The organism is Phenylobacterium sp. LH3H17, assembly GCF_024298925.1.
In the GTDB taxonomy this organism is placed as follows: domain Bacteria; phylum Pseudomonadota; class Alphaproteobacteria; order Caulobacterales; family Caulobacteraceae; genus Phenylobacterium.
The window spans coordinates 2,226,287-2,238,453 of sequence record NZ_CP101283.1 but is presented as its reverse complement, the minus strand read 5'-3'; the positions used below and the strand labels follow the sequence as shown (position 1 = coordinate 2,238,453).

General features: G+C 68.5%; 9 protein-coding genes. 8 read left to right on the top strand and 1 reads right to left on the bottom strand.

What is annotated here, in order from left to right:
* Positions 1-76: 76 nt before the first annotated feature.
* The 5 genes from kdsA (at position 77) to M9M90_RS11035 (ending at position 5,604) form a co-directional block, all read left to right on the top strand.
* On the top strand, positions 77-934 hold the full coding sequence (kdsA, locus tag M9M90_RS11055) for a 3-deoxy-8-phosphooctulonate synthase (RefSeq protein WP_254833298.1): 858 nt from the start codon (positions 77-79) through the stop codon (positions 932-934).
* A gap of 9 nt (positions 935-943) precedes the next feature.
* Positions 944-2,398: a D-glycero-beta-D-manno-heptose 1-phosphate adenylyltransferase gene (gene rfaE2, locus M9M90_RS11050; RefSeq protein WP_254833297.1), complete on the top strand. Its 1,455-nt coding sequence runs from the start codon at positions 944-946 to the stop codon at positions 2,396-2,398.
* Positions 2,395-3,393 (top strand): ADP-glyceromanno-heptose 6-epimerase, encoded by a 999-nt coding sequence (rfaD, locus tag M9M90_RS11045; protein WP_254833296.1) that lies wholly within the window; start codon positions 2,395-2,397, stop codon positions 3,391-3,393. The genes rfaE2 and rfaD overlap by 4 nt, the downstream gene beginning before the upstream one ends.
* 21 nt (positions 3,394-3,414) lie before the next feature.
* Positions 3,415-4,545 carry a DUF3089 domain-containing protein gene (locus M9M90_RS11040; RefSeq protein ID WP_254833295.1) on the top strand — a complete coding sequence of 377 codons (1,131 nt, stop codon included), beginning with the start codon at positions 3,415-3,417 and terminating at the stop codon, positions 4,543-4,545.
* A 63-nt stretch (positions 4,546-4,608) separates the two neighbouring features.
* Positions 4,609-5,604, top strand: coding sequence for an NADP-dependent oxidoreductase (locus M9M90_RS11035; RefSeq protein ID WP_254833294.1), 996 nt, complete (start codon positions 4,609-4,611; stop codon positions 5,602-5,604).
* Here M9M90_RS11035 and recG read toward each other — a convergent pair.
* A complete protein-coding gene (gene recG, locus M9M90_RS11030) occupies positions 5,601-7,676 on the bottom strand; it encodes an ATP-dependent DNA helicase RecG (RefSeq protein WP_254833293.1) in 2,076 nt (691 codons plus the stop codon). The genes M9M90_RS11035 and recG overlap by 4 nt on opposite strands.
* A gap of 75 nt (positions 7,677-7,751) precedes the next feature.
* Between recG and M9M90_RS11025 the strand changes: the two genes are divergently transcribed.
* Genes M9M90_RS11025 through mfd form a run of 3 tightly spaced genes read left to right on the top strand, consistent with a single transcriptional unit; the run spans position 7,752 to position 12,161 of the window.
* Positions 7,752-8,339, top strand: a complete 588-nt coding sequence (locus M9M90_RS11025; protein WP_254833292.1) for a hypothetical protein — start codon at positions 7,752-7,754, stop codon at positions 8,337-8,339.
* A gap of 50 nt (positions 8,340-8,389) precedes the next feature.
* Complete coding sequence (locus M9M90_RS11020; protein ID WP_254833291.1) at positions 8,390-8,680, top strand: succinate dehydrogenase assembly factor 2; 291 nt, start codon at positions 8,390-8,392, stop codon at positions 8,678-8,680.
* Positions 8,670-12,161 carry a transcription-repair coupling factor gene (mfd, locus tag M9M90_RS11015; RefSeq protein ID WP_254833290.1) on the top strand — a complete coding sequence of 1,164 codons (3,492 nt, stop codon included), beginning with the start codon at positions 8,670-8,672 and terminating at the stop codon, positions 12,159-12,161. The genes M9M90_RS11020 and mfd overlap by 11 nt, the downstream gene beginning before the upstream one ends.
* Positions 12,162-12,167 lie beyond the last annotated feature (6 nt).

Here is a 12,167-nt window from a genome sequence, read left to right as displayed (position 1 = left end):
TGTGGCGACGTTTTCGCGCTTGTGAAGCGACGGGGCGCGCGCCACTTAGGCCACCGACAGAAGCTTCGGGGTGCCTATGGCCGTACTGAACCTGAACCGTTGGGGCATCGCCATCGGCGACGATCAGCCCCTCGTGGTGATCGCGGGCCTGAACGTCCTCGAGGACTTGGAGCTCGCGCGCGACGCGGCGCGCCACCTGAAGGCGGTCGCAGCCGACCTGGGCCTGCCTTATGTGTTCAAGGCCAGCTTCGACAAGGCCAACCGCTCGTCGATCCACAGCTATCGCGGCCCTGGGATCGAGAAGGGGCTGGAGGTCCTGCGAACCATCAAGGCCGAGTTCGACGTGCCTATCTGCACCGACCTGCACGAGATCGACCAGGCCGAACATGTCGCGGCGGTCGCCGACCTGGTGCAGATTCCGGCCTTCCTCTGCCGCCAGACCGACCTGGTGATCGCTACCGCCCAGGCCACCAAGGCGGCCGGCGGCCTGCTCCACGTCAAGAAAGGCCAGTTCCTGGCGCCTTGGGACTGCCGCAACATCCTCGACAAGATCAAGGAGGCCGTGGAGATCGACATGACCATCCTGTGCGAGCGCGGGGTCTCCTTCGGCTACAACAACCTGGTGGTCGACATGCTGGGCATCCAGGAGATGCAGAACCTGGGCGCGCCGGTGACCATCGACGCAACCCATGCCGTACAGCTTCCCGGAGCCAATCCGCGCTCCAACGGCGCGTCCACGGGCGGCCGTCGTGAGGGGGTGCCGATCCTGGCCAAGGCGGCGGTGGCCGCGGGCGCCAATGGCGTGTTCCTGGAGTTCCACCATGACCCAGACAAGGCGCTCTGCGACGGCCCAAGCTGCCTGCCGCTGGCTGGAGCCCACGACCTGCTGGCCACTCTGAAGGCCGTCCATGCGGCTGTGCGGCAAACAGGCTAGGCTCGCGTCATGGACCTCTCGACCCTACAGCAAATCCTCGCCGCCCTGCGGGGCGCGCGCATCGCCTGCGTCGGCGACCTGATGGTCGATCGCTTCGTCTATGGCGAGGTGACCCGCGTCTCGCCCGAGGCCCCGATTCCGGTGCTGGCCCGACAGCGCGAGCTGGTCATGCTGGGCGCGGCCGGCAACGTGGCCCGCAACGCCGCGGCCCTGGGCGGCGACGTGCGGTTGATCGGCCTGATCGGCGGCGACGCCGAGGGCCATGAAGCCCTGCGCCTGATCGAGGCCGAGCCGGGGGTCGAGGGCTTCGTCGTCACCGACGCCGGCCGTCCCACAACACTCAAGACCCGCTTCGTCTCCGGGGGCCAACAGCTCTTGCGCGTCGATATGGAGACCAGCGGGCCGGCGACCGGCGACGTGGAGCAACGGCTGCTGCGCACGATCCGCGACGTGGCCAAGGACGTGGGCGTGGTGTTGATCTCCGACTACGGCAAGGGCGTGGTCACCGACGCGGTCATCGCCGCGGCCAAGGCGTCCGGCGCCGTGATTGTGGTGGATTCCAAGGCCCGCAGCTTCGCGCGCTATGGCGAGGTGGATATCGTCAAGCCGAACGCCGCCGAACTCGCCCACGCCACCGACATGCCGACCTCGACCAATGACGAGATCGCCGCGGCCCTGACCCACGCCCTATCCCTCTGCCAGGCCAAGGCGATCCTGGTGACGCGTTCGGCCAAGGGCATCTCCCTGGCGGTGCGGGGCGAGCCGGTGCGGCACTTTCCGGGCGTTCCGCGGGAAGTGTTCGACGCCTCGGGCGCCGGCGACACCACCCTGGCCGCGCTCGGCCTCGCCATCGCCGCCAAGGTGCCGATCGAGGACGCGATCCAGTTCGCCATGCTGGCCTCCGGCGTGGCGGTGGGGAAGGCGGGTACCGCGGTCGTCACCCCCGAAGAGCTGATCGAGGCCTCGCTCACCGCCCACATGGCTCCGGCCGAGGCCAAGATCGTCACGCCGCAGCGCATGGTGGAGGAGATCGCCCGCTGGCGCGCCAAGGGGCTGAAGGTGGGCTTCACCAATGGCTGCTTCGACATCCTGCACCGTGGCCACGTGGCCTATCTGGGCCAGGCGCGGGCCTGGTGCGACCGGCTGATCGTCGGGGTCAATTCCGATAGATCTGTCAGGGCGCTGAAGGGCGAAGGTCGGCCGGTGAACGAGCTGGAAAGCCGCGCCATGGTGCTGGCCGGCCTGGGCGGCGTCGACCTGGTGGCCCCCTTCGACGAGGATACCCCCATGGCCCTGATCGAGGCCGCACGGCCCGACGTGCTGATCAAGGGGGCGGACTATTCGGAAGACGACGTGGTGGGCGGCGCCTTCGTGAAGTCCTATGGCGGGGAGGTGCGGTTGGCCGAGATCGTCGAAGGCTACTCGACCACCGAGGCGATCAGCCGGATGAAGGAGAAGGCATGAGCCGCAAAATCATCTTCGTCACCGGCGGCGCGGGCTTCATCGGCTCCAATATCGTGGCCAAGCTTTCCGAGGACCCCAGCCTGGACGTGGTGGTCTGCGACTGGCTGCACGAGGCCGAGCTCGGCAAATGGCGCAATATCGCCAAGCATCCCATCGGCGACTTCGTGGCGCCCGAGGACATGTTCGAGTGGCTCGAGAAACGCTGGCGAGATGTGGAGTTGGTGATCCACATGGGCGCGGTCTCCTCCACGACCGAGCCGGACGCCGACAAGATCGTCCACTCCAACTTCACCCTCAGTCGCGACCTGTTCCGCTGGTGCGCCGACCGCCAGCGGCGGTTCATCTACGCCTCGTCCGCGGCGACCTACGGCGACGCTTCGGTGTTCGACGACAAGGACGACTTCGAGTCCCTGAGCGCCCTGCGGCCGCTGAACACCTATGGCTGGTCGAAGGCGTTGTTCGACACCTTCGCCGTGCGACAGGCGGCCCGCGACTACGCCCCGCCGCAGTGGGTCGGCCTGAAGTTCTTCAACGTCTACGGGCCGAACGAGGAGCATAAGAATTCGATGAAGTCGGTGGCCTCGCAGATCTGGCCCAAGGTCCGCGACGGCCACGCGGTGCAACTCTTCAAGTCCTACCGCGAAGGCGTGCCGGACGGCGGCCAGTCGCGGGACTTCGTCTATGTCCGAGACGTCGCCGACGTGGTGGCCTGGCTGGCGAACAGCGAGCAGGTCAACGGAGTCTACAACCTGGGCTCGGGCGAGGCACGGACCTTCGAGGACATGGCCAAGGCGGTGTTCGCGGCCGCCGGCCGGACGCCGCAGATCGAATATACGCCCATGCCGCCGGCGATCCGCGACAAGTACCAGTACTTCACGCAGGCCAAGATGGAGCGCCTGCGGGCCGCCGGCTACAACCAGCCCATGACGACGTTGGAGGACGGCGTCGGCGAGTACGTGACGCGCTACCTCTCCCAGCCCGATCCCTACCGGTAGGCGAGAGGCGGGATAAGGCGCATGGCGGCTCGTCCCAGGGGCTTCAAACGGCTCATCTTCGCGGGCGTCGTGCTGTTCGTCGCGCTGTTGGCCGCAGCCGCATTCATCTGGCGCGACGACATCCTGCGCACCCGCCTCGACCCCAAGGAGCCCTTCCAGACCTACGATCCGCCACCGGCGCCCGACTACGGCAAGCGCGCCGCCTGGGCCTTGATGCCCGGCGAGCCCTGGGCGCCCGACGCCTCGGGACCGCCGGCCGACGTGTTCTTCGTGGGACCCACGACCTTCGACGGCGGCGACCACTGGAACGCCCCTATCGATGACGGCAAGGCCGACCGTCTGTTCCGCCAGGTGATGGCGCCCAACTATGCCGGTCCCTTCGTCCGGGTCGGCCGGATCTTCGCGCCGCGCTACCGCCAGGCCAGCCTCTACACTCTGATGACCCTGCGTGACGACGCCAAGGAGGCGCGCCGCTTCGCCTACGGCGACGTGGCCGCCGCCTTCCGTCAGTACCTCACCGCCTACAACCAGGGCCGTCCCTTCGTGGTCGTTGGCGTGGAGCAAGGAGGGACGCTGGCCTCGCGCCTGCTGGCCGAGGAGGTCGCCACCAGACCTGAGGCGATGGCCAGGCTCGCCGGAGCCTATCTGATCGACACCGTGGTTCCCGCCGACGCCCCGCCGATCCCGCCGTGTGTCGCGCCGCGCCAGCCGGGCTGCCTGGCGGCCTGGGCCCAAGCCTTCGAGAACGAGCCGGAACAGGCCCAGATGATCCTCGATCGGTCGCTGATCTGGTCCGACGGCCAGCTCGAGAACCTCCACGGCCGGGCGCCGCTCTGCTTCAATCCGCTGCTGGGCGCGGTGAGCGCCGCCGAGGCTCCGTCGAAACTGAATCAGGGCGCGGCCAACGCCACCGGGCTGGAATGGGGCGCGCGGCCGGCCTTCCTCAGCCGACAGGTCTCGGCTCGCTGCCAGGCGGGCGTGCTGCGCGTTTCCCGGCCGAAGTCGACATCTCTGAGGCCCTCCGGCTCCTGGACCGACCAGCGCAAGGCGCCGGCCTACAACCTATTCTACGCCGACCTGGAGACCGACGCCCTCGGGCGGGTCGAGGCCCTGTTGGCCCATCACGCGCTGCCCAAGCCCAGGATCGATTGACCGGGCTCACATGGGGGGCTCATCGTCGCGTGTGACTTCGCGGAGCGCGATGGGAGATGAGCCATGACCAACCGACAGATCGTTCTCGACCAGCTCCCGCAAGGCAAGCTGATGCCCGAGCACTTCCGGCTGACGCAGGGCGAACGGCCGACGCCCGCCGACGGTGAGGTTCTGCTGCGCACCCGCTATATCTCGCTGGACGCCGCCAATCGCGCCTGGATGCAGGGCGCGACCTATCGCGCGGCCCTGGCGGCGGGCGACGTCATGGCCGGCGGCGCCGTCGCCGAGGTGGTGGAGAGCAAGTCCCCGAACCTGGCCGCGGGCGACATGGTCTTCGCCGACACCGGCTGGCAGGACTACGCTGTCCTGCCGGGCAATCGCCTGCACAAGCTGCCGGACCTCAAGCCGATCACCCACCTGATCAGCGTCTACGGCGTGGCGGGCCTGACCGCCTATTTCGGCCTGCTGGAATGCGGCAAGCCGCAAGCGGGCGAGACCGTCGTGGTTTCGGCGGCCGCCGGCTCTGTGGGCTCCCTGGTCGGCCAGATCGCCAAGATCAAGGGCTGCAAGGTGGTGGGGATAGCCGGCGGCGCCGAGAAGTGCGCCTGGCTGACCGAGGAGCTCGGCTTCGATGCGGCGGTCGACTACAAGGCCGGCGATGTGCGCCGCGCCATTCGGGCCGCCTGTCCCGACGGGATCGACGTCTATTTCGACAATGTGGGCGGCGACATCTTCGAGGCCTGCCTGTTCAACATGAAGAACTTCGGTCGCATCGCCTGCTGCGGGGCCGTTTCGCAGTATGACGGGACCGCGCCGCCCCACGGACCGCGCGGCGTGCCGGGGCTGATCGTCACCAAGCGCCTCACACTGCGCGGCTTCATCGTCTCCGACTTCGACGACAGGCGCGACCAGGCCCTGGCCGAGCTCAGGTCCTGGGTGGAAAGCGGCAAGCTGAAGGTGCTGGAGGACGTGATCCAGGGGCTTGAGAACGCTCCTGTCGCCCTGGTGGGCCTGTTGGCGGGCGAGAACCGCGGAAAGCGGATGGTGAAGGTGAGTTAGCCGGCGTCCTTGAGCGGTGATCCGGCCCGCCAGTCGAACAGCTCCTGCAGGATGGCCAACGCCTTACCCCGCTCTGAGGTGAGGTTGGGGTCCCGCGCCACGATCATCCGCGCATCATCGCCGGCCGCGGCGATCAGGTCGCGGTGAGCGAAGGGATCGGCGAAGACATAGGCGGGGAAACCCGACTGGCGCAGGCCCAGCGCGTCGCCGCCACCCCGCAGCTCCAGGTCCGTCTCTGCGATAACGAAGCCGTCGTCGGTCTTGCGCAGGATATCCAGCCGCCTCTGGGCGGTCTCCGACAGCGGAGGGTCATAGAGCAGGACACAGGAGCTCTCCCGCCGCCCCCGTCCGACCCGGCCGCGAAGCTGGTGGAGCTGGGCCAGGCCGAAGCGCTCGGCCTGTTCGATGACCATGATGGTGGCGTTGGGCACATTGACCCCGACCTCGACCACCGTGGTGGCCACCAGCAGACTGATCACGCCGTCGGCGAAGGCGCTCATGACCGCGTCCTTCTCAGGCCCGGTCATCTTGCCGTGCACCAGGCCGACACCAGGCCCGATCTTCTGGCGAAGCTCCTTGGCGCGCTGCTCGGCGGCCTTGAGGTCGACCAGTTCCGACTCCGAAACCATGGGGCAGATCCAGAAGGCCTGGGCGCCGCCGGAGATGGCGTCGCGCAGGCGCGCCTCCACTTCTTCGACGCGGCCCATGGGGACCGCGCGCGTGGCTACCGGTGTACGGCCGGGCGGCTTCTCGTCGATGCGCGAGACGTCGAGGTCTCCATAGACGGTGAGCTCCAGGGTGCGCGGGATCGGCGTGGCGGACATCGCCAGCAGATGGACCGCCTTGCCCTTGGCCTGCAGACGCTGGCGCTCGGCGACGCCGAACCGGTGCTGCTCGTCGACCACGGCCAACTTCAAGTCCTGAAACGTGACCTCGTCCTGGAACAGGGCGTGGGTGCCGACCGCCACCTGGACCGCGCCGCTGGCGAGGGCCCGCAGCTTGTCGGCCCGCATCAGACCCTTGTCGCGGCCGGTGAGCAGGACCGCGGTGATCCCGTGATCCGAGAGCGGGCCGGAGAGGGTCTCGAAGTGCTGGCGCGCCAGGATTTCGGTCGGGGCCATCAGTGCGCTCTGCCCTCCGCCGGCGGCGACGTCGGCCATGGCCAGCATGGCCACCACGGTCTTGCCGGAACCGACATCGCCCTGGATCAGCCGGCTCATCCGCTCGCCGGCGGCCAGGTCGGCGCGGATCTCGGCGAGCGAGCGTTCCTGCGCGCCGGTCAGCGCGAAGGGCAGGTCGGCGCGGACCTTCTGCGCCAGGTCCGAGGCCACGATCGGGGCGGCAGGCTCGGCCCGTCGCTCGGCCTTGCGCTGGGCCATGGCCAGTTGGTGGGCCAACAACTCGTCATAGGCCAGCCGCCGGGCGTGCGGGGTCATCGGCCCCAGGTCGGCCTCGCTGGTGGGCGCATGCGCCAGGGCGAGCGCTTCGCGCCACGAGGGGAACTTCTCGCGGGCCAGCCAGGCGGCGTCCTGCCACTCCGGCAGGTTGGGCGCCCGCTCCAGGGCTTCCAGGGCGAACTTGCGCACGGTGCGGGGCGGAAGACCGGCGGTGGCCGGATAGACCGCTTCGAACAGCGGGATCTCGCCGGCCTTGTCGAGCGGCAGGATGTAGTCCGGATGGGCGATCTGCAGATTGAGGCCGAAGCGTTCCACCTTGCCGCTGACGACCCGCTTCGAACCCAGTGGGTGCTTGGCCTGGAGCTGGCCGCCGAAACTCCCGAAGAACACCAGGGTCAGGACGCCGGCGCCGTCATAGGTTTCGACGCGCCAAGGCTGCTGCGGCGCTCTCGGTGGCTTGTAGGCGTCGATCTGCACCTCGAAGATCTGCACCGCACCCTCGATGGCGGTATTGGCGGTGGCGTGGGTGCGGCGGATCACCGAATGGGGCCGCAGGTAGAGCACGTCGCGGACCACCGGCCCGGCCAGCTTCTCCAGCAATGGGGCCACGCGCGCGCCCACGCCTTTCAGCGAGGTCACGGGGGCGTAGAGCGGGAACAGAATCTCGGGCCGCATGGCGCCAGCATAGCGCGACCGTGGACAGGCCCGCGCACCCATGATGACCTCGACACAGAAAATGGGGGGAATCAGATGCGCTCGATCGTGCTCGTCACGCTTGCGGCCGTTTGCCTGTCCGGCTGTGGCGGACCTTCGACCAAGACCGACGAAAAGGCCGCGGGGCCTGTCGAGCCGCCGGCCGTGCCGGCCGATCCGACCTTCACCGGCTTCAAGCATGACCAGAAGCAGGACCTGTTCGGCTACTACTATCCGACCGCCGAGGTGAAGGCCGGGAACTACAAGCTCGACCATCTGCATATCGGAGGGCCGGTGGGCTTCGGCGACTGGGTGGCGGGACGGCGGACCAAGACCTACGGCCCGGTAATGCTGGAATTCCACGACTTCACCAGCCCCGCGCGGACCAACGCACTCGGCAACACCAGCTACTCGGTCAAGCTGCGCGTCCTGCCCACCGCCTATGCCCTGAACGATGACGCCGTGCGGTTCGTCGGGACGGATGCCAAGCTGGGCGAAGTTCGCCTGGACGCCAGGATAGACTTGGCCGCCCTGAAGACGTCCCAGGCGCGGGGCAAGGACGCGCCGCCGGTGATCACCGGCGCGCTGCAGGTGGGCGATGCGCCGTTCAGGACGGTGGCCTTCACCTGGAAGGGCGGCGACTGAAGGAACGCGCTGGCGCCTGGGCGCGGGGAGGCCTATATCCGCCGCTCTCCATGACGAGCGAAGAAACCCGGCTGAAAAAGCTGAAGTACCGGGCCTGGCACCGTGGCTTCAGGGAAGCGGACCTCATTCTGGGGCCGTTCGCGGAAAACCATGTCTCCAGCCTGAGCCCCATCGAACTCGACATCTTCGAGCTGCTGCTGGATCAGCCGGACCACGACATCTACCAGTGGATCGTCGGACAGGCGCCGACCCCGCCTGAATTCGACACCCCAGTCATGAACCGGATCAAGCAGTTCCGGTATGAAGCTCATGAGGCGCGGGGCGACGACCATGGCGGCTGACGGCTCGCGCGCGCCGACCGCGGCCGATCATCGGCGCATCGCCCAGGACCCCGGACGCCTCGACCTGGTCGGCGCGCCCGAGGGCTTCGACGCCCTGGTCATGGCCGATATCGTCAAGGCGCGCGGCGGGCTTACGGTCTTCGTGGCCCGGGACGGCTCGCGGCTCTCCGCCTTCGTTGACGCCTTCAATTTCTTCGCGCCCCAGGTCGAAGTCATGCAGTTCCCGTCGTGGGATTGCCTGCCCTATGACCGGATCGGGCCATCGCCGGGCGTAGCGGCGCAGCGGATGACCACGCTCGGCCGCCTGGCCCACGGCGTGGACGCCAAGAAGCCGACCCTGCTGGTCACCACGGTTCCGGCGCTGTTGCAGCGCGTACCGCCCAGGGAAGCCGTGGAGGGCGCGGCCTTTTCGGCCCGCACCGGCCATGTGGTCGAGATCGCCGCCCTGGAGCGCTACTTCGCCGTCAACGGCTACCAGCGCGCTTCCACCGTCTCGGAGCGCGGCGAGTTCGCCATCCGCGGCGGGGTGATCGACGTCTATCCGCCCAGCGCCGAGGAACCGGTGCGGCTGGACCTGTTCGGCGACACCCTGGAATCGATCCGCGCCTTCGATGCGGAGACCCAGCGCTCGACCAAGCAGCTCAAGGAAGTTTCGCTCCTGCCTGTCAGTGAAGTCCTGCTGGACAAGGAGGGCATCACCCGCTTCCGGCGCGGCTATGTGGAGGCCTTCGGCGCCCCCGGCGGCGACCCACTGTATGAGACCGTCAGCGAAGGCGGCCGCCGCGCGGGCATGGAGCACTGGTTGCCGCTGTTCTACCCGAACATGGCGACCCTGCTGGACTACCTGCCGGCCGAGGCCCTGATCGCCACCGACCACCTGGCCAATGAGAGCCGCGACGAGCGGTTGGCGATGATCGCCGACGCCTACGACGCGCGGGCCCAGGCCGATCGGAAGGTCCACTACCATCCCCTGGAGCCCGACCAGCTCTATATGACCGGCGATGAGTGGCGCGAACGTCTGGCCCGCCGCGCCACCCGCCGCTTCTCGGCGTTCCAGGAGGCGGAGGGCGACACCGTCGTCGACATGGGCGCGCGCCAGGGCCGCAGCTTCATCGCCGAACGCCAGCGAGACAGCGTCAACCTGTTCGAGGCCACAGCGGATCACGCCAGGGCGCTGGCCTCGCAGGGCAAGCGGGTGCTGTTCGCCTCCTGGTCCGACGGCTCGTCCGATCGCCTGGGCGCCATGCTGGCCGACCACGGCCTGAAGAACATCTCGCTGGCGCCCTATTGGGACGCCGCCAAGGCCGCCGATCCCAAGATCCCGCAACGGGTGGTCCTGCCGCTGGAGACCGGTTTCGAGACCGACACCCTGGCGGTCATCTCCGAGACCGACATCCTGGGCGACCGCCTGGCGCGTCCGCGCCGCCGGCGCCGAGCCGCCAACTTCCTGGCCGAGGCCAGCGCGCTGACCCAGGGCGACCTGGTGGTCCATATCGACCACGGGATCGGCCGATATGAGGGCCTGAAGACCCTCGACGTCCAGGGCGCGCCGCACGACTGCCTGGAACTGCACTACGGCGGCGAGGCCAAGCTCTACCTGCCGGTGGAGAACATCGACCTGCTGACCCGCTACGGCTCGGACGGGGAGGGCGTGCAGCTCGACCGGCTGGGCGGGGCAGCCTGGCAAGCGCGCAAGGCGCGGGCCAAGGAACGCCTGCGCCACATGGCCATGGGCCTGATCGGCATCGCCGCCGAGCGCGCCACCAAGACGACGGACCCGGTCGTGCCGCCGCATGGGGTGTTCGATGAGTTCTGCGCCCGGTTCCCCTACGAGGAGACCGAAGACCAGCTCAACGCCATCGGCGACGTCCTGGAGGACCTGGGCGCCGGTAAGCCCATGGACCGGCTGATCTGCGGCGACGTGGGCTTCGGCAAGACCGAGGTCGCCCTGCGCGCCGCCTTCGTGGTGGCCATGAGCGGCCAGCAGGTGGCCGTGGTCGCGCCGACCACGCTGCTCGCCCGCCAGCACTTCAAGACCTTCTCCGATCGGTTCCAGGGCTGGCCGATCAAGGTCCGCCGGCTCTCGCGCCTGGTCCCCGCCAAGGAAGCCGCCGAGACGCGCGAGGCGCTCAAGAACGGCGAGGTCGAAATCATCATCGGCACCCACGCGGTGCTGTCCAAGCAAGTCGGGTTCAAGAACCTCGGCCTGGTTATCGTCGATGAGGAGCAGCACTTCGGGGTGAAGCACAAGGAGAAGCTCAAGGAGCTTCGCACCGACGTGCACATGCTGACGCTCACCGCCACCCCGATCCCGCGCACCTTGCAGATGTCGCTGTCGGGCATCCGAGAGATGTCGATCATCGCCACCCCGCCGGTCGACCGGCTGGCGGTGCGGACCTACATCACCCCCTTCGACCCCGTGGTCATCCGCGAGGCCCTGCTGCGCGAAAAGTACCGTGGTGGTCAGGCCTATTATGTCGCCCCTCGGATCAGCGACCTGCCGGAGCTGGAGCGGTTCCTGCGCGAGCAGACCCCGGAGGTCCGCTTCGTGGTCGGTCACGGCCAGATGGCCCCGACCCAGCTGGAAGACGTGATGAGCGCCTTCTACGAGGGCCAGTACGACGTGCTGCTCTCGACCACCATCGTCGAGAGCGGCCTGGATATTCCCACCGCCAACACCATGATCATCCACCGCGCCGACATGTTCGGCCTGGCCCAGATGTACCAGTTGCGCGGCCGGGTGGGCCGGGCCAAGGCGCGGGCCTACGCCTATCTGACCACGCCGCCGGAGAAGCAGATCACTTTGTCGGCCGAGCGGCGGCTGAAGGTGCTGCAGTCCCTCGACAGCCTGGGCGCTGGCTTCCAGCTCGCCAGCCACGACTTGGACCAGCGCGGCGGCGGCAACCTGCTGGGCGAGGAGCAGTCGGGCCATATCCGCGAGATCGGGGTCGAGCTCTATCAGCAGATGCTGGAGGACGCGGTCAACGAACTGAAGGCCCTGGCCGGCAAGGGCGACGGCGCCACCGATCGCGGCTGGTCGCCGCAGATCAACACCGGCGCGGCCGTGCTGATTCCCGAGGAATACGTGCCGGACCTCAATGTCCGGCTGTCGCTCTATCGCCGCCTGTCGGACGCCGAGAAGTCGGGGGACCGCGAGGCCCTGGCCGCCGAGATGATCGACCGCTTCGGCCCCCTGCCGCCCGAGGCCGGCCAGCTGCTCAAGGTCGTGGCCATCAAGGGCCTGTGCCGTGAGGCCAATGTCGCCAAGATCGACGTCGGGCCGAAGGGCGCGGTCGTCACCTTCCGGGGCGACGAGTTCAAGAACCCCATGGGCCTGGTGGGCTTCATCCAGAAGAACCAGGTGGCCTGGCGGATCCGCCCCGACCACAAGGTGGTGGTGAAGGGCGAGTGGGAGACCCCCGAGCAGCGCCTGGGCGCCGCCGAGCGCGTGCTGAGCGAACTGGCAAAGCTCTCGGTCTGAGGCCTG

What these genes read in the sequence shown, in the direction of transcription:
- recG (WP_254833293.1), bottom strand. Translation starts at nt 7,676, where the DNA reads ATGCGGCCCGAGATTCTGTTCCCGCTCTACGCCCCCGTGACCTCGCTG.
- M9M90_RS11040 (WP_254833295.1), top strand. Translation starts at nt 3,415, where the DNA reads ATGGCGGCTCGTCCCAGGGGCTTCAAACGGCTCATCTTCGCGGGCGTC.
- M9M90_RS11035 (WP_254833294.1), top strand. Translation starts at nt 4,609, where the DNA reads ATGACCAACCGACAGATCGTTCTCGACCAGCTCCCGCAAGGCAAGCTG.
- rfaE2 (WP_254833297.1), top strand. Translation starts at nt 944, where the DNA reads ATGGACCTCTCGACCCTACAGCAAATCCTCGCCGCCCTGCGGGGCGCG.
- kdsA (WP_254833298.1), top strand. Translation starts at nt 77, where the DNA reads ATGGCCGTACTGAACCTGAACCGTTGGGGCATCGCCATCGGCGACGAT.
- M9M90_RS11020 (WP_254833291.1), top strand. Translation starts at nt 8,390, where the DNA reads ATGACGAGCGAAGAAACCCGGCTGAAAAAGCTGAAGTACCGGGCCTGG.
- mfd (WP_254833290.1), top strand. Translation starts at nt 8,670, where the DNA reads ATGGCGGCTGACGGCTCGCGCGCGCCGACCGCGGCCGATCATCGGCGC.
- M9M90_RS11025 (WP_254833292.1), top strand. Translation starts at nt 7,752, where the DNA reads ATGCGCTCGATCGTGCTCGTCACGCTTGCGGCCGTTTGCCTGTCCGGC.
- rfaD (WP_254833296.1), top strand. Translation starts at nt 2,395, where the DNA reads ATGAGCCGCAAAATCATCTTCGTCACCGGCGGCGCGGGCTTCATCGGC.